Genomic DNA, 18028 nt, shown 5'->3' on the forward strand with positions numbered 1-18028 from the left:
GCTCCGATTGTTCATACTGAAACTATCGCTAAATCAGCCCTACACTTTATTGAGTGATCACCAGGCGCTTTCCTCAATTCCACAGTGTCCAAATATTCTGTCCCTGAATAATGCGTTTAGTTCTAACTGCTGGTTTTGAACAATGGCATAAAAAAAAAAGGGTGCCAGAAGGCACCCTTTTTTGATTTCCTGAGAAAGTGGCTTTAGGCCGCTTCGCCCTCAGCTGCATCCATTCCGGTATCGCGGTCATCAATAACCTGACCCAGCTCTTCCAGAATATCCGCATCCATAGGCTTCTCGATCACATCTTCAACGACCGCACCTGCAACAACCGGTTTGGGTGCATTGCGAGCTGCAAGACCTGTACCAGCCGGCAGCAGACGACCGAGAATCACGTTCTCTTTCAGACCCAGCAGCCAGTCCACTTTACCTGCCAGCGCAGCTTCAGTGATCACACGCGTAGTCTCCTGGAACGATGCCGCAGAGATAAACGAATCGGTATTCAGAGAGGACTTGGTGATACCCAGCAGGATCGGCTCGAAGGTGGCCGGAGCCTTGCCCTCTGCAACCAGTTGGCGGTTGGTCTGCAGTACATGCTTACGCACAGGCTGCTCACCAGCGACATAGGTCGACTGACCCGGATCGTTGATCTGAACCTTACGCATCATCTGACGTGCAATCACTTCGATATGTTTATCGTTGATCTTCACGCCCTGCAGTCGGTAAACCTCCTGAATCTCATCAGTCAGGTAGCCGGAGAGTGCTTCTACGCCGAGAACCTTGAGGATGTCCTGAGGTGCCGGAGAGCCTTCCATCAGGCGCTCACCACGACGTACGCGGTCGCCTTCCTGAACAAGGATCTGAGAACCCTTAGGAATCTGGTATTCCAGGTGATCAGAACCGTCAGTCGGCTCAACATACACACGACGTTTACCACGGATATCCTTACCAAAGGAGATCACACCGTCAGCGCCGGCAATGAATGCCAGGTTTTTCGGTTTACGTGCTTCAAACAGCTCGACAACACGTGGCAGACCACCGGTAATATCCTTGGTCTTGCCTGCTTCACGAGGAATGCGTGCAAGAACTTCACCTGCTTTGAGTTCCGTTTCGTTTTCAACGTTCAGAATTGCACCAGGTGAGAGGAAGTAACGGGCAGGCGTATTGGTACGCGCAAGTACAATCGGATCGCCTTCCGGATCTTTCGGATCCACCAGATGAATCTGCGGACGCAGTGCATCTTTACGGGTATCAGCCTGCTGGGTAACAACACGGCTGGAGAGCCCTGTAACCTCATCAGACTGCTCACGCATGGTGATGCCCTCTTCCAGATCGACGAAGCGGATCTTACCGTCGGTCTCGGCAATCAGAGGCATGGTGTATGGATCCCACTCAGCCAGCTTGGTGCCAGCCTTGGTCGCATCGCCCTCTTTAACCAGCAGGTGCGCACCGTACGGGATACGATGACGCTCCATCTCTTTGCCCTTGGCATCAACAATCACCGTTTCGGTATGACGGTTGATTACAATCTCGGAGCCGGCGCTATCGGTTACGGTGATTGCAGCTTCAAGTTTGACACTGCCGCCGAATTTCGCTTCAACATGCGCCTGCTCAGCAGAGCGTGATGCAGTACCACCAACGTGGAAGGTACGCATGGTAAGCTGGGTGCCCGGCTCACCGATCGACTGTGCAGCAATCACACCAACAGCTTCACCGATAGATACCGGTGTACCGTGGGCCAGATCGCGGCCATAGCAGTTGGCACATACGCCATCTTCAGCTTCACAGGTCAGTACAGAACGGATACGAACACTCTCAACGGCGGCATCATCAATCTTGTCAGCCAGCTCCTCGTTCACCATCGCACCGGCAGGTGCAATCTCAACGCCGGAGATCGGATCAAGTGCAGACTCAAGCAGCACACGGCCGAGAACGCGCTCATACAGTGGCTCAATCACTTCACCACCCTCTACAAGTGCAGTCAGTGTAACACCACTATCGGTGCCACAATCCTGAATACGAACAACTGCATCCTGCGCCACATCCACCAGACGACGGGTAAGGTAACCGGAGTTCGCAGTTTTAAGTGCGGTATCGGCCAGACCCTTACGGGCACCATGGGTAGAGATGAAGTACTGCAGAATAGTCAGGCCTTCACGGAAGTTCGCGGTAATCGGTGTTTCGATGATCGAACCATCAGGTTTGGCCATCAGACCACGCATACCGGCCAGCTGACGAATCTGCTGCGCGGAACCACGAGCGCCGGAATCGGCCATCATATAGACCGGGTTAAAGCTCTTCGCCTCCTCCTGCTTGGTGCCATCAGCACTGGTCAGAAGATCGGTAGAGAGGTTGTCCATCATGGCGCGGGCAACCTTCTCAGTGGTATGCGTCCAGAGGTCGACCACCTTATTGTAGCGCTCGCCAGCGGTAATCAGACCATCGGCATACTGCTTCTGTACCTTGGCTACTTCAGCTTCAGCTGCAGCCACGGTCACATATTTACTCTCAGGAACCACCACATCACACAGGGCAAAGGAGGCACCGGACTTGGTTGCGTAAGCATAACCGAGAACCTTCAGGCGATCGGCCAGAAGTACGGTCGCCTTGTTACCGGCGAAGCGGTAACACTGCTCGATCAGAGAGCCCACATCTTTCTTGGTCAGCTCACGATTCACTGCAGAGAATGGCAGCTCATCAGGCAGGATGGTAGAGAGAATGGCACGACCGACTGTGGTGTGCTCACGCTTACCACGTACGCGGCAGACAATACGGCTGTGCAGTTCAACAGCACCGGCATCCATGGCACGCAGCACCTCATCAGAAGAGGAGAAGACCATATCTTCGCCTTTACCAAATGGGCGCTCACGTGTCAGATAGTAGATACCAAGAACCATATCCTGTGTAGGTACAACAACCGGACTACCTGTTGCTGGTGAGAGGATATTGTTGGTCGACATCATCAGAGCACGACACTCTGTCTGAGCCTCAATAGAGAGCGGCACATGTACAGCCATCTGATCGCCATCGAAGTCGGCATTGAATGCGGTACAAACCAGCGGATGCAGCTGAATCGCTTTACCTTCAATCAGAATCGGTTCGAAAGCCTGAATACCGAGACGGTGCAGGGTTGGTGCACGGTTCAGCATCACCGGATGCTGATGAATCACTTCAGCAAGAATATCCCAAACCTCAGGGATGCCCTGCTCAACCAGCTTCTTGGCTGCTTTAATGGTATTGGCCAGGCCGCGCAGCTCCAGCTTGTTGTAGATAAACGGCTTGAACAGCTCAAGCGCCATCTTCTTAGGCAGACCGCACTGATGCAGTTTAAGTTCAGGACCCACCACGATCACCGAACGACCGGAGTAGTCCACGCGTTTACCAAGCAGGTTCTGACGGAAACGACCCTGTTTACCCTTGATCACATCAGAGAGTGATTTCAGAGGGCGACGGTTGTTACCGGTAATAGGTTTTGAGCGACGATCATTATCAAACAGAGCGTCAACAGACTCCTGCAGCATACGCTTCTCATTACGGGTAATGATCTCAGGCGCATTGAGCTCCAGCAGACGTTTCAGACGGTTGTTACGGTTGATCACGCGGCGATAGAGATCATTCAGATCGGAGGTCGCGAAACGACCACCGTCCAGAGGTACCAGCGGACGAATTTCAGGTGGCAGAACCGGAATCACTTCCAGAACCATCCACTCAGGGCGATTGCCGGAACCGAGCATCGCTTCAACAGTAGAGAGACGCTTGGTCAGTTTGGTCAGCTTGGTGACAGCCTTGGTAGCCAGAATCTGGGCACGCAGGGACTGGCGCTCCTCTTCCAGATCGATGCTCTTCAGCATCTCACGCAGAGCTTCAGCACCCATCGCAGCACGGAACTCTTCACCGTACTCTTCAAAGGCTTCGATATACTCCTCTTCGGTAAGAATCTGGAACTGCTCCAGAGAGGTCAGACCGGGATCGAGGACGATATAGGACTCGAAATAGAGTACGCGCTCCAGCTCTTTCAGGGTTTTATCCAGCAGCAAGCCGATACGTGATGGCAGGCTCTTGAGGAACCAGATATGTGCCACGGGTGCAGCCAGGTCAATATGACCCATACGCTCACGACGAACCTTGGACTGGATCACCTCAACCGAGCACTTCTCACAAACAACGCCACGATGTTTGAGGCGTTTGTACTTACCGCACAGACACTCGTAGTCTTTGATCGGGCCAAAAATCTTGGCGCAGAAGAGACCATCGCGCTCAGGTTTGAAGGTACGATAGTTGATCGTCTCAGGCTTCTTCACCTCGCCGTAAGACCATGAACGAATTTTTTCGGGACTGGCCAGACCAACCTTCAGGCCATCGAAGTCCTCGATGCTTGAAGGTTTCTGGAACATCTTGAGAAGTTCTTGCATAACTTATTCTCCTTCGTTCACGGCTGGATGTTTGACCATTGCAAGGTCAATACCCAGAGCATTCAATTCTTTGGTCATCACGTTAAAGGACTCAGGAATACCTGCGTCAAACGACATATCACCGCGTACAATAGACTCGTACATCTTCGTACGACCCTGCACATCATCCGATTTCACTGTCAGCATCTCCTGCAGCGTGTACGCCGCGCCGTATGCTTCCAGTGCCCAAACTTCCATCTCACCGAAACGCTGGCCACCGAACTGTGCCTTACCACCGAGCGGCTGCTGCGTAACAAGTGAGTATGGACCTGTTGAACGTGCGTGGATCTTCTCATCAACGAGATGATGCAGCTTAAGGATATACATCATGCCGATGGTAACAGGACGATCAAACGCTTCACCGGTACGACCATCATAGAGCGTGGTCTGACCCGATTCAGGCTTGTCAGCAAGTTTCAGCATGCGCTGGATATGCGCCTCTTTGGCACCATCAAACACAGGTGTAGCAATAGGAATACCGCCACGCAGGTTGTGCGCCAGTTCAAGCAGGGACTCTTCATCCATATCCTTGATGTCGCTGCAGGCCTGATCATCTTCAAGGTAGCACTCTATAAGGAATGCACGCAGCTCTTCAGTCGGCATTTTGGCTTTGAGCATGCCATCAATCTTCTTACCAAGCTCACTGCCTGCCCAACCCATATGAATCTCGAAAATCTGACCGATATTCATACGTGAAGGTACGCCCAGCGGGTTCAGACAGATATCAACCGGTGTGCCATCTTCGGTATAAGGCATATCCTCTTCCGGTACGATGACCGAAATAACACCCTTGTTACCATGACGACCGGCCATCTTGTCACCCGGCTGCAGTTTGCGCTTCACAGCCACAAACACTTTCACAACCTTGATTACACCTGGTTTCAGCTCCGAGCCTTCGCGAACCTTGGCCACCTTCTCTTCAAAGCGTGACTCAAGTCTGCCGCGCTCTTTGTCCATCGACTCAAGAATCTCGGCAACACGCTCATTGACAGCATCATCGGCAACAGAGACACCGGTCAGATCGCGCAGGTTCAACGCTTCAATGTTCTCAGCCTTGATTTCAGTGCCGGCTTTAAGCCCTTTAAACTTGGCAGCACTCTGGCCAATCAGCAGGTCGCGCAGACGACTTACGGCGTTGCCCTCAAGAATACGACGCTCATCTTCTTTATCAGCATAGAGCTGCTCAATAGCGCTCTCTTCGATCACCTTGGCACGATCATCCTTCTCGTCGCCACGACGGGTGAAGACCTGAACGTCAACAACAACGCCCTCATCACCAGGTTTAACACGCATTGACGTGTCACGAACATCGGATGCCTTCTCACCAAAGATCGCGCGCAGCAGCTTCTCTTCAGGAGAGAGCTGGGTTTCACCCTTGGGTGTGATTTTACCAACCAGGATATCGCCCTGTTTAACTTCCGCACCGATATAAGCGATACCACAATCATCAAGATGACGCAGTGCCTCTTCACCAACATTTGGAATATCGCGAGTAATCTCTTCAGCTCCGAGTTTGGTATCACGGGCAACCGCTTCAAACTCTTCAATGTGGATCGAGGTATAAACATCCTCTTTCACCAGCTTCTCGGAGATAACAATCGCATCCTCAAAGTTGTAACCACGCCAGGGCATCAGTGCCACCAGTGCATTGCGACCCAGTGCCAACTCACCCAAATCAGTCGACGGTCCATCTGCGATGATGTCACCCTTGGCAACAAGCTCACCGCTCTTGACCAGCGGACGCTGGTTAAAGCAGGTGTTCTGATTGGAGCGGCGGTACTTGAACAGACGGTAGATATCTACGCCGGGTTCACCTTCAACCTGCTCATCATCAAACACCTTCACAACAATACGTTCACCATCAACACGCTCAACAACACCACCACGACGGGCAACCTGAGATACGCCCGAGTCACGCGCCAGCGGCGCCTCCATGCCGGTACCTACCAGTGGCTTCTCGCTGCGCAGCAGAGGCACAGCCTGACGCTGCATGTTGGAACCCATCAATGCGCGGTTGGCGTCATCATGTTCAAGAAACGGAATCAGACCCGCACAGACAGAGACCACCTGTGATGGTGAAACATCCATATAGTTAATGGAGGTTGCCTCAGCCATGATGAACTCACCACCCTGACGACACTGGATCAGATCATTCACAAAGCGACCGTTCTCATCCACTTTCGCATTGGCCTGGGCAATCACCGGAGCGGCCTCATCAATGGCGGAGAGGTAATCAACCACATCCGTAACCTGTCCATCAACAACCCTGCGGTACGGCGACTCAAGGAAACCGAAATCGTTCACCTTGGCATAGGTAGCCAGTGAGTTGATCAGACCGATGTTCGGACCTTCAGGTGTCTCAATAGGGCAGAGACGGCCATAATGGGTTGGATGTACGTCACGCACTTCAAAGCCGGCACGTTCACGAGAGAGACCGCCAGGGCCAAGCGCAGAGAGACGACGTTTATGCGTCACTTCAGAGAGCGGGTTGGTCTGATCCATAAACTGTGAAAGCTGGGATGAACCGAAGAACTCCTTTACCGATGCAATCAACGGTTTCGCGTTCACTACATCCGAAGGCATCATCTCAGTCAGGTCACCAGAGCTCAGGCGCTCACGGACAGCGCGCTCCATACGTACCAGACCAACACGAATCTGGTTCTCCAGCAGCTCGCCCACAGAGCGCAGACGACGGTTACCAAGATGGTCAATATCATCAACTTCGCCAATGCCGTCACGCAGTGAGAGCAGTGTATCAAGCGCCAGCAGGATATCTTCATCACGCAGTGTGCCCTGATCCAGAGGAACAGACTCATTATCAATACCGAGACGACTGTTGAGTTTCATACGACCTACACGGGAGAGGTCATAACGGGATGGATCATAAAACAGCGATTCAAACAGTGCTTTTGCAGTTTCAACTGTTGGCGGCTCGCCGGGGCGCATCATGCGGTAGATCTCAACACGCGCCTCTTCACGCGACTGAACCATATCCAGGCGCAGGGTATCAGCCAGCCACGGGCCACGAACCGAAGTATCAATCAGCAGACAGTCGAACTCTTTAATGCCTGCAGCCTGCATCTCAGAGATAGCATCTTCAGTCAGCTCCTGATTGTGATCGATCAGAATCTCGCCACCGGCGACCACGATGGGCTCCGCTGCAGCCTCACCGATCACGCTCTCAATCGGCACATCAATCCAATCGATTTCAGCTTCTGTCAGGCGTTTAATGGCCACCTTGGTGAACTTCTTGCCTTCAGCAACAATACGCTTGTTACCGACCTTGATAGTGGTAACCGCACGCGTGCCTTCAAACAGTTCAGGTACAAACTTAACCTGCAGGCCGGTCTCACTGAAGCGGTAGGTACGACGCTGATAAAAACGATCCAGAATATCCTGAGTGGAGAGGCCGATCGCTTTAAGCAGGATGCCAACAGGCATTTTACGACGCAAATCGATACGGAAGTTCACCTTATCTTTTGCATCAAATTCAAAATCGAGCCATGAACCACGGTAAGGAATGACCCGTGCTTTAAACAGGAACTTGCCTGAAGCGTGTGTTTTACCGCGATCATGATCAAAGAATACACCCGGAGAACGGTGCATCTGGGAGACAATGGCACGCTCGGTACCGTTGATGATGAACGAGCCGTGCTCGGTCATGCGGGGGATTTCGCCCATGTATACGGACTGGTCGCGCACTTCGCGAACCTTGCGCTTACCGCGCTTCTCGCCCTCATTCTCAAAGATCTTCAGGCGCAGCTTAACCTTGACCGGCAGAGCATAGGTCAGATCGCGTCGACGACACTCGTCCAGATCGTAGCGGGGAGGGCTATACTCGAGCCCTTCAAAACCCAGCTCAGCATTGCCGGCATAATCACGAACCGGGAATACAGACTGGAATACTGTCGCCAGTCTGGAGTCATTCACAGCTTCGCCATAACCGACAAATTCGTGATAGGACTCGGTCTGCAGGTTCAGCATGTTTGGCATGCTGATTGGAGACTTGATACTACCGAAATTTTTACGAATGCGTTTCAATGATGCTTGCTTAGCCATGGTTACCTCGAACGACGTACAGATTTTCCAAAACTCTTAAATGCGAAAAAGGCCAAGCCCCGGCAGCTTCCGCCACCGGGGATTAACCCAATACGTTTACGTTGAAACGTGAAACAACAGTAGCTTACTTAAGTTCTACAGTTGCGCCCGCTTCTTCCAGCTTAGCTTTCAACTCTTCAGCTTCGTCCTTAGAAACGCCTTCTTTAACGTTACCAGGTGCGCCGTCTACCAGTGCTTTAGCTTCTTTCAGGCCCAGGCCAGTTGCTTCACGAACTGCCTTGATTACCTGGATTTTCTTCTCGCCTGCAGACTGCAGAACAACGTTAAACTCGGTCTGCTCTTCTGCTGCTGCGGCTTCGCCACCAGCAACTGGGCCAGCTGCTACTGCAACAGGTGCAGCTGCAGATACGCCGAATTTGTCTTCCAGTGCTGTTACCAGCTCAGACAGTTCCAGAACGGTCATAGTTTCGATTGCTGAGATTAGTTCATCTTTAGTGATTGCCATTTTAGTTAGCTCCTTGTGCTATAGTTAAAAAAATTAAGTGATAAATGTTTATGCTGCTTCTTTCTGATCGCGAATAGCTGCCAGTGTGCGTACGAACGATGCAGGAACTTCAGCCAATGTACGGACGAATCCGCTGATTGGTGCCTGCATGCTGCCGAGCATTTTAGCGAGCAAAACTTCGCGAGGTGGAAGATCTGCCAGTGCCTTAACACCTGCCGCATCCACCAACTTGCCGTCGAGTACGCCACCCTGAACCAGAAGCTTATCGTTCTTTTTGGCGAAATCGGAGATGGCTTTTGCCATTGCTACCGGATCTTTACCATAAGCGATTGCTACCGGGCCGGTGAACAATTCTTCAGCTGCTTTAAAGCCCGTACCCTCTGCCGCACGGCGCGCCAGAGTGTTTTTTACAACCTGTAGAGACACATCTGCGTTATGCAGAGCGCGACGAAGGTCTCCCATTTGGGAAACAGTCAGACCGCGGTAGTGAGTCACTACACCAGCTGTAGATTCGGACCAGGCAGCGTGAAGTTCTTCGACAATGCGTTGTTTGTCTTGTTTAATCACATTTACCCCCTTGCTTTTCGACCCGCGCAAGTGAGCTTGCACCCCATCTATTGTTGGAAGGGTCTCCCCAATTAAGCCGCGCTCATAAGAGTCTGGCTCCAGCAGTCTAGGACGGATCGTTATTTTAGCCGCTTATCCCCGCACCCTTCGGAATACAGATCAAACCAGCTATTCTTTTCCTTTAGCTTCTTCCTGAAGCTTTTCCCAGCCATGGATGGCTGGCTTTAGTGAGAAGTTCGGATTTCACAAAATTCGAACTTCGTCAGAAGGTCGAGGGCAGGATGCTCCTCGACCGCATCTAACAAATCACAGCGTGGTTTCATCCACGCGTACAGCTGCGCCCATCGTTGAAGAGATGCTCATCTTCTGCATATAGCGGCCTTTTGAAGATGAAGGACGCAGACGGTTCAACTCAGCCAGCAGCGCTGCAACATTTTCAGCAAGCTTCGCAGCATCGAAAGAACGACGGCCGACAGGAGCATGAATCACACCGCCCTTATCAACACGCACTTCAATCTGACCGGACTTGATTGCACCGACAGCCTTGGTCACATCCATCGTTACAGTACCCAGCTTCGGATTAGGCATCAGGCCACGGGGACCGAGCACACGGCCCAGTTTACCAACCTGTGCCATCATGTCCGGGGTTGCGACAACGCGGTCGAACTCCATAAAACCACCGAGAACCTTCTCAACCAGATCATCAGCACCAACAACGTCAGCACCGGCTGCGGTTGCTTCATCAGCCTTAGGGCCCTTAGCAAACACTGCAACACGTACAGTTTTACCTGTGCCATTTGGCAGTGCGATAGAGCCGCGAACCATCTGATCAGCATGACGCGGATCAACACCCAGTTTGATCGCCACATCGACAGACTCATCAAACTTGGTAGCTGGCTGAGCCAGAATTGCGTCCAGAGCTGCCTGAACTGTTACAGCCTGCGCCGGTACGGCTGCAAGGCTTGCTTTCATGCGTTTAGTTACTTTTGCCATCTTACGCCCCCTTAGCCCTTAACTTCCAGACCCATAGAGACAGCAGTGCCTTCTATGATCTTCATGCCAGCTTCAGCATCGTAGCAGTTAAGGTCTGGCATTTTGATTTCAGCAATCTCGCGAAGCTGAGCGCTGGTCACGGTGCCAACCTTTTTCTTGTTAGGCTCACCACTGCCCTTGGCAATCTTGGCTGCTTTAAGAAGCAGTACAGACGCAGGTGGGGTTTTGATAACGAAATCGAAAGAGCGATCCGCATAGACGCTGATCACTACTGGAAGGGTCAATCCCTTCTCCATCTCCTGGGTTCTGGCGTTAAACGCTTTACAGAACTCCATGATGTTCACACCAGCCTGACCGAGAGCCGGACCAACTGGTGGGGATGGGTTTGCAGAACCTGCAGGAACCTGCAGCTTCACAAGCTTGGTAAGTTTCTTTGCCATGTATAATCTCCAACCGGCTGCAGGCCTCTTGCCCTTCACCTTTATTCGCACGCCACTATCCGTGACTTATGCTCCCGCAGCTTTGCGGTAAAACTCTCACATCCTGTGAAAGTGCTTGTTCAAAAAACTGAAGCTTGAGCCTCAGCCTTTCTCAACCTGAATGTACTCCAGCTCAACCGGAGTAGGACGACCAAAGATAGAGACGCTCACTTTCAGCTTCGCCTTATCTTCCATCACCTCTTCAACCACACCGTTAAAGGAGGCAAACGGACCATCGATAACACGAACCGCATCGCCGATATCAAACATCACCTTAGGCTTCGGACGCTCAATACCCTCTTCAATCTGCTGAATCAGTGCATCAACTTCGCGTTGCGGCATCGGCATCGGCTTGTTTGCTGAGCCGAGGAAGCCGCTTACCTGACGGGTATCTTTTACCACATGCCAGGTATCATCGTTCATCTCCATCTCAACGAGGATATAACCCGGGAAGAACTTACGCTGAGATGTCACCTTCTGACCCTCTTTCAGCTCAACCACTTCCTCACGGGGAACAAGAATCTGACCGAATTTCTCGGAGAGGCCTGCTCGCTCCGCATTTTCCCTCAGCATCCCCTCCACCTTATCTTCATAATTGGAGTAGACCTGAACCACATACCAACGCATCGCCATTAGATCACCTGCTTCACGAGTGAACTTAAGCCCCAGTCGACAAGCCACAGAAACAGAGCAATAAAGATCACCATAATAAACACCAGCAGCGTTGACTGCATGGTCTCTTTACGATCCGGCCACGTTACCTTTTTGGCTTCGACCTTCACTTCATTCATGAATTTCTGCATCTCTACGACACGACTCATACTTAAGCTCCTATTCTACTATCCACACATACAACACTGGCAGGCGAGGAGGGACTCGAACCCACAGCACCCGGTTTTGGAGACCGGTACTCTACCAATTGAGCTACTCGCCTAGGTGTTACTTAATCTTTGTTTCCTTGTGTGGCGTATGCTTACGACATGAATTGCAGTACTTGCTCAGCACCAGCTTGTCTGTCGTGGTACGCTTGTTCTTGTCGGTGGTGTAGTTCTTGCGCTTACACTCTTCACACGCCAAAGCCAATAAATCACGCATCTCTTAATCTCCAGTGACGGCAAAGCGGCGGTAGCACGAGTCTACCGCCGCTGCACATCTTTTAGGTTTTACTTAGTAATGTCGGTTACGACGCCAGCGCCGACCGTACGACCACCTTCGCGGATAGCAAAACGAAGCTCTTTATCCATTGCGATTGGGGTAATCAGTTCAACATCCATAGAGATGTTATCGCCAGGCATCACCATCTCAGTTCCCTCAGGAAGGGTAACTGAACCGGTTACGTCAGTTGTACGGAAGTAGAACTGTGGACGGTAACCGTTAAAGAATGGGGTATGACGACCGCCCTCTTCTTTATTCAGGATATATGCTTCAGCTTTAAATGAGGTGTGTGGCGTGATGGAACCTGGCTTGGCCAGAACCTGACCACGCTCGATATCTTCACGCTTAACACCACGAAGAAGAAGACCTACGTTGTCGCCTGCTTCACCGGAATCCAGCAGCTTGCGGAACATCTCAACACCGGTACAGGTAGTCTTAACAGTGTTTTTGATACCAACGATCTCGATCTCTTCACCAACCTTGATCACACCAGCTTCGATACGACCGGTTGCAACAGTACCGCGACCTGAGATGGAGAACACATCCTCAACAGGCATCAGGAACGGCTTGTCTACATCACGTGCAGGGGTAGGAATGTACTCATCCACTGCAGCCATCAGACGCAGGATAGATGGCGCGCCGATCTCAGACTCATCGCCTTCCAGTGCCTTCAGTGCAGAACCGATGATGATTGGTGTGTCGTCACCCGGGAAGTCGTAAGAGTCGAGAAGTTCACGAACTTCCATCTCTACCAGCTCCAGCAGCTCTTCATCATCAACCATGTCAGCCTTGTTCAGGTATACTACCAGGTGAGGTACGTTTACCTGACGCGCCAGCAGTACATGCTCACGGGTCTGTGGCATAGGGCCATCAGCAGCAGAAACTACCAGGATACCGCCGTCCATCTGCGCAGCACCGGTGATCATGTTTTTTACATAGTCAGCATGGCCCGGGCAGTCAACGTGTGCGTAGTGACGCGCTTCAGTCTCATACTCAACGTGAGCTGTAGCGATAGTAATACCGCGCTCGCGCTCTTCCGGAGCACCATCAATGTCGCCGTAGTCCTTGAACACAGCGCCGCCTGTCAGAGACAGAACCTTGGTGATTGCAGCGGTCAACGTGGTCTTGCCATGGTCGACGTGACCGATGGTACCGATGTTCACATGCGGTTTATTACGCTCAAACTTTTCCTTTGCCATATTTATTCTCCATACATGTTTTTAAACTACGATGGAGATCTGCAAGCAGATAACCATCTAAACTGGAGCCCAGAGCGAGAATTGAACTCGCGACCTCATCCTTACCAAGGATGTGCTCTACCCCTGAGCTACCTGGGCCAGACCCAAATGCCTGCAAACAGCATATGGAGCGGGCGGCGGGAATCGAACCCGCGTCATCAGCTTGGAAGGCTGAGGTGCTACCATTGTACCACGCCCGCATACCCGAAGAAGCTCAGGGGAACTTCTCCAGAAACTGGTGGAGAGAGCTGGATTCGAACCAACGTAGGCTGAGCCAGCAGATTTACAGTCTGCCCCCTTTAGCCACTCGGGAATCTCTCCATTTCACGCCCCTGTCCCGCAAGCAGGCCAACCCAAAAGGGCGCGCGATTATACACCTTTGCCGCGCACTGTCAATGAGCGCAACAAAAATACGGTTAAACTGGAGCCGGCAACAGGAATCGAACCCGTGGCCTGCTGATTACAAATCAGCTGCTCTACCATCTGAGCTATGCCGGCAAGGGTGGCGCATCATAACGATCAAAAATATGAACTCAAGCACTATTTGAAAAGAGTTGTTTATTCCGTCAGATAGCGCTGCTTTTTAAGAGATAACAAGAGCGCCTTTCTCGACCATTTATCCAGTAAATACGCGGTGATTAAAGTCGTTCAATATGCCATTGGTTCTGTTAAGTGATGAATTCAAAATGAAACTATTTGGCAGCAAGGAATGGAACAACCACGGGCGGGACAAGTTCGGAAACGTCACCACCCATGCTGGAAATTTCGCGGATAAAGCGGGATGAGACAAAGGTGTAATCCTCACGCGCCATAACAAACACGGTTTCAATGCGCTCATCGAGCCTGCGATTCATGGTCGCCATCTGAAATTCATACTCAAAATCGGAGGCTGCACGCAAGCCGCGCAGAATCGCGGCGGCCTGATGGCCATGCGCCAGATCCACCAGCAGGCCGTTAAAACAGACAGCCTCTACATTCGGCTCACCCTTAAATGTTTCACGAACCATGCTTAGACGCGTCTCCACATCAAACATCGGCCCTTTGCCGGGATTGTCCGCCACACCGATCACAACGCGGTCAAACATCTTCAGGCCACGCTTTACCACATCAACATGGCCCAGTGTAATCGGATCAAAAGTACCGGGATAAATAGCTGTCTTTTTCACGTTTCCCCCATCAAGAGGTGAACAGTAATTGATTCATGGCTGTTTTTGTATGTTTCTCATCAGAACGCCTGCCCGGTTCCCAGATAAAAGCGCCAGCGCTTACTGGCTAAGCCGTAAGCCATATCCCCTCTTAGCGTACCTTTTGCCAGCCAGCGCATCGTCCAGAGGAAGCCGCCACCGGCACCTATAGCTAAACCATGTGTAACGGAGGTGCCTATCCTGCCACCTATCTTGCCGATATCTGTAAAGGCCACGAGCTGAAAATTTGAGCCATCACGGATGGGCATGCGAGCCTCTAACGTACCATAGATATAGTGAGTCCCCTGCAGCTCCCCAGGATAGTAACCACGCAACCCGTTGCGGTTACCGATATCAAAAACACCACTGCGCTGTACATCTCCGGTCATCAGGCCGCCATTTACACGCATATTAATTGTACTCTGTCCTGAGAACGCATAATAATCACGCCAGGATGCTGTATGACTATAGCTGTTCAGCGTAGACCCCAACCCCCTGTGCGCAGCTGTCATGGAGTAATCAAAAGCCCTACCGGTCAGCCAGGTAATCTGATCATCAATCTGCCTGTAGCTCAATCCCGCCTGCAGCGCACGGACACGATAACCATTGATATCGACCTGTGGCGTTCCGGATATAAAGCGGTACTGTGCATTTGAGCCGGAGAATCCTGCAGCAATACTCCAGCCCTCGTCCGGCACCTCATCAAGGGCATATGTAAAAAGCAGACTTCCACTTTTACCTCTCTGCAGGTACTGGGCGACATGAAGACCGTTGCTATATGCATCGAAGAGCGATCTGCCCCATGTGCCGCTCATTACCATACTCAGTTTTGAATCGGCAATTCTGCGCCAGTTGTATGAGCTCTCATACGAGGTGCCTTTTAGGGAAGAGAAGTTTTTTCCGGTATCCCGCTTATAAGCCACGCGGATATGGTGGTTCAACCCCCACAGGTTATGTTCATCCACCACAACGGATGCTGATGATGCGCCGTTATCCTTGCGTGTAACCTGAGGAAGTACCCATAACGTCCAACGCTCTTTCACACGCAGGTTCACCTGCCCTGAGTCATCGGGTGGCAAAACCACCACTTCACTGAATATGCCCAGATTACGCAGCCTTCTCTCTGACAGACTGGCAAACTCGTGCTGCCAGACAGTGCCAATATAAAACGGCAACTCCCGCAGCACCGTCGCCTCTTCTGTTCGCTTCAAACCATCGATATGAACGCTGCTTACAATCTGACCCGAATCAGCATAAACACCGTCAGCAAGCAGAAGCATGCAAAACATCACAACTAAAAATCGGGAAATTTTTGCCATATCCCTAGTAAAGCAAAGGAGATGCCGAATACAAGCAGGTAGCAATTAGTTCCTGCCAATATAGACGCATCACCTCACCCGCCTGGCTTATCTCGGGCTCCTGATAGTAAAACATCTCGCTTTCTGCAAAATGGCCAGCACTACATTAAGGCTTCCATACCCCGAATTCGTTAACAATCGCCGTGATATTAGCAAATGGAGTTACGTCAAATGCCGGATTATTGGCACCAACGCCTGTCGCTGCTATGCGAATATGACGAAAAATACCATCCTGATCCAGACCATCCATCTCCAGAACCTCGCGATCTTCCCTCTCTTCAATGGGAATATTCAAGCCGCTGGAGCAAGCTGGATCAAATGTTGAGGAGGGGGCTGCCACATACATTGGCACGCCATGCTCTCTGGCGGCCAGAGAGAGTGCATAAGTGCCAATTTTATTGGCCACATCACCGTTGGCTGCGATGCGATCTGCTCCCACTACAATGGCATCCACCTTGCCCTGAGCCATCATCCAGGCGGAGGCTCCATCAGCCTGAATTCGGCAATCAACCCCCTCCTGATTCAACTCCCATGCGGTTAAGCGGCCCCCCTGTAGTCGCGGCCTTGTCTCATCCACCCAGACAAACGGCTTCTCACCGGCATGAGCCAGATGATAGATACCCGACGTTGCCGTTCCCCAATCGACGGCAGCCAGCCAGCCAGCATTACAGTGGGTCAGAATGCGCCTCTGCCCAACAGCAAGTCGCTCGGCAAGGCAGACGCCTATGGCGCGATTGGCCGACACCTCGGCATCCGCATAGGCCACTGCAGCCTCGATCATCTCAGCAGGAGATGGGTCTGCTTCAGCACACTGCTGCATCGCATCGCAGGCATGAAACAGATTAACTGCTGTCAGCCGCGTGGCACGAAATCGCGGCAACCAGAGTTCAAAAAAACGCCCTTTATCCTTTTTCCATGCCAGCGCCAGCCCATAAGCAGCCGTGGCTCCTATTGTAGGTGCACCGCGCACCTGCATCGATTCAATAGCAATCGCGACATCTTCAGGATTGAGACTTACCACCTGCTCAAACCTATGGGGTAGCAGTCGCTGCTCGATCCACTGCACACCACCGGATCGTGCATGCCAATTTACTGCCCGAAATGTAGAAGCCCCCACCCTCATAGCACAAACACCTGTTAACCCATTGTTTTATATAGACAATTCATCTTATGCGCGCAACTTCCTCAACACACCATCAAGTTCAACAGGGCGGGTATATGCGATCTTCAACTCACCAGAGCCACCTTTCCTGCAGATAATCTCAACAGGAAGGCCCAGCTTGCGCGTTAACTCATCCTGTAGTGCAAGCACATCAGCATCCGGCTCGGCTCTTCTTTTTTCAACAGGAGCTTTTGCCGCTCGTTTGGCCTCCTGCTCCATCTGCCTCGCACTCCAGACCTTGCTGATACATTGACGTGCCAGTGATTCGGCAACATGTGTCGGCAATCCTACCAACGGTCTTGCCTGACCCATGCTAAGCTGCCGATTTTCAATCATCTCTTTGATTGTCGGAGAGAGTTGAAGCAGGCGAATCAGATTGCTGACCTGCACGCGAGAAACACCAATCTTTTCAGCCACTTGCTGTTGTGTGCAGCCGAACTCATCGATCATGCGACGATAGGCTCTGGCTGACTCAATGGCGGTGAGATCATCACGCTGCTCATTTTCAATAATAGCAAGTTCCAGAGCCTGCATATCATCCACATCACGAATAACTGCCGGAATCTCCTTCAACCCCGCAGCCTGAGAGGCCCGCCAGCGGCGCTCACCGGCAATCAACTCATAACCATCCCCTTGGGGACGAAGGAGGATAGGCATAAGCACACCTTCGCGGCGGATTGATTCCGTCAACGACTCCAGCTCGTCGTGAGAAAAGTGGGTCCTGGGCTGATAGGAGTTCGGTTTAATCCTGGATATTGGCACTTGAGAGGCCTGTCGCATCACTTCCGGTGTTGGCGTGTCTGCCAATAGAGCACTTAAGCCCCGTCCTAACCCTCTGTTTTTCAATGCAGCCATAGCTTTTCTCCCAAAAAAATAC

General features: G+C 51.8%; 14 protein-coding genes and 5 tRNA genes. All 19 read right to left on the reverse strand.

The features are described 5' to 3' along the window. Positions 1-203: 203 nt before the first annotated feature. On the reverse strand, positions 204-4412 hold the full coding sequence (rpoC, locus tag F3F93_RS09405) for a DNA-directed RNA polymerase subunit beta' (protein ID WP_176958922.1): 4209 nt from the start codon (positions 4410-4412) through the stop codon (positions 204-206). Positions 4413-4415: 3 nt separating this feature from the next. Then, the gene (gene rpoB / locus F3F93_RS09410; protein ID WP_176958923.1) at positions 4416-8510 is read right to left on the reverse strand and encodes a DNA-directed RNA polymerase subunit beta; all 4095 of its coding nucleotides are present in this window, start codon (positions 8508-8510) and stop codon (positions 4416-4418) included. A 124-nt stretch (positions 8511-8634) separates the two neighbouring features. Continuing rightward, positions 8635-9009, reverse strand: coding sequence for a 50S ribosomal protein L7/L12 (gene rplL, locus F3F93_RS09415; RefSeq protein ID WP_176958975.1), 375 nt, complete (start codon positions 9007-9009; stop codon positions 8635-8637). A 54-nt stretch (positions 9010-9063) separates the two neighbouring features. Next, the gene (rplJ, locus tag F3F93_RS09420) at positions 9064-9582 is read right to left on the reverse strand and encodes a 50S ribosomal protein L10 (protein WP_176958924.1); all 519 of its coding nucleotides are present in this window, start codon (positions 9580-9582) and stop codon (positions 9064-9066) included. 306 nt (positions 9583-9888) lie between these two features. Then, entirely contained in the window at positions 9889-10575 is a 687-nt protein-coding gene (gene rplA, locus F3F93_RS09425; RefSeq protein ID WP_176958925.1) for a 50S ribosomal protein L1, read from the reverse strand. Positions 10576-10586: 11 nt separating this feature from the next. Beyond that, positions 10587-11015, reverse strand: coding sequence for a 50S ribosomal protein L11 (rplK, locus tag F3F93_RS09430; RefSeq protein WP_176958926.1), 429 nt, complete (start codon positions 11013-11015; stop codon positions 10587-10589). A 141-nt stretch (positions 11016-11156) separates the two neighbouring features. Next, positions 11157-11687, reverse strand: coding sequence for a transcription termination/antitermination protein NusG (gene nusG / locus F3F93_RS09435; protein WP_176958927.1), 531 nt, complete (start codon positions 11685-11687; stop codon positions 11157-11159). Continuing rightward, on the reverse strand, positions 11687-11875 hold the full coding sequence (gene secE, locus F3F93_RS09440) for a preprotein translocase subunit SecE (protein ID WP_176958928.1): 189 nt from the start codon (positions 11873-11875) through the stop codon (positions 11687-11689). The genes nusG and secE overlap by 1 nt, the downstream gene beginning before the upstream one ends. 37 nt (positions 11876-11912) lie before the next feature. Continuing rightward, positions 11913-11988: transfer RNA gene (locus tag F3F93_RS09445), tRNA-Trp, on the reverse strand. Between the two features lie 5 nt (positions 11989-11993). Beyond that, the gene (rpmG, locus tag F3F93_RS09450; protein WP_176958929.1) at positions 11994-12149 is read right to left on the reverse strand and encodes a 50S ribosomal protein L33; all 156 of its coding nucleotides are present in this window, start codon (positions 12147-12149) and stop codon (positions 11994-11996) included. A 68-nt stretch (positions 12150-12217) separates the two neighbouring features. After that, on the reverse strand, positions 12218-13408 hold the full coding sequence (gene tuf / locus F3F93_RS09455) for an elongation factor Tu (RefSeq protein ID WP_176957204.1): 1191 nt from the start codon (positions 13406-13408) through the stop codon (positions 12218-12220). A 63-nt stretch (positions 13409-13471) separates the two neighbouring features. Continuing rightward, positions 13472-13546, reverse strand: a tRNA-Thr gene (locus F3F93_RS09460). A gap of 27 nt (positions 13547-13573) precedes the next feature. Then, positions 13574-13647: transfer RNA gene (locus F3F93_RS09465), tRNA-Gly, on the reverse strand. Positions 13648-13683: 36 nt separating this feature from the next. Continuing rightward, positions 13684-13768, reverse strand: a tRNA-Tyr gene (locus F3F93_RS09470). A 101-nt stretch (positions 13769-13869) separates the two neighbouring features. Next, positions 13870-13945, reverse strand: a tRNA-Thr gene (locus F3F93_RS09475). 194 nt (positions 13946-14139) lie between these two features. Continuing rightward, complete coding sequence (coaD, locus tag F3F93_RS09480; protein ID WP_176958930.1) at positions 14140-14613, reverse strand: pantetheine-phosphate adenylyltransferase; 474 nt, start codon at positions 14611-14613, stop codon at positions 14140-14142. Between the two features lie 59 nt (positions 14614-14672). After that, positions 14673-15911, reverse strand: a complete 1239-nt coding sequence (locus tag F3F93_RS09485) for a BamA/TamA family outer membrane protein (protein WP_176958931.1) — start codon at positions 15909-15911, stop codon at positions 14673-14675. Between the two features lie 184 nt (positions 15912-16095). Beyond that, entirely contained in the window at positions 16096-17112 is a 1017-nt protein-coding gene (gene mtnA, locus F3F93_RS09490) for an S-methyl-5-thioribose-1-phosphate isomerase (protein WP_176958932.1), read from the reverse strand. Between the two features lie 45 nt (positions 17113-17157). Further along, positions 17158-18006 (reverse strand): ParB/RepB/Spo0J family partition protein, encoded by an 849-nt coding sequence (locus tag F3F93_RS09495; protein ID WP_176958933.1) that lies wholly within the window; start codon positions 18004-18006, stop codon positions 17158-17160. Between the last annotated feature and the right edge of the window lie 22 nt (positions 18007-18028).

Origin of the sequence: Mariprofundus sp. KV (genome assembly GCF_013387475.1) — a bacterium.
Classification (GTDB): domain Bacteria; phylum Pseudomonadota; class Zetaproteobacteria; order Mariprofundales; family Mariprofundaceae; genus Mariprofundus.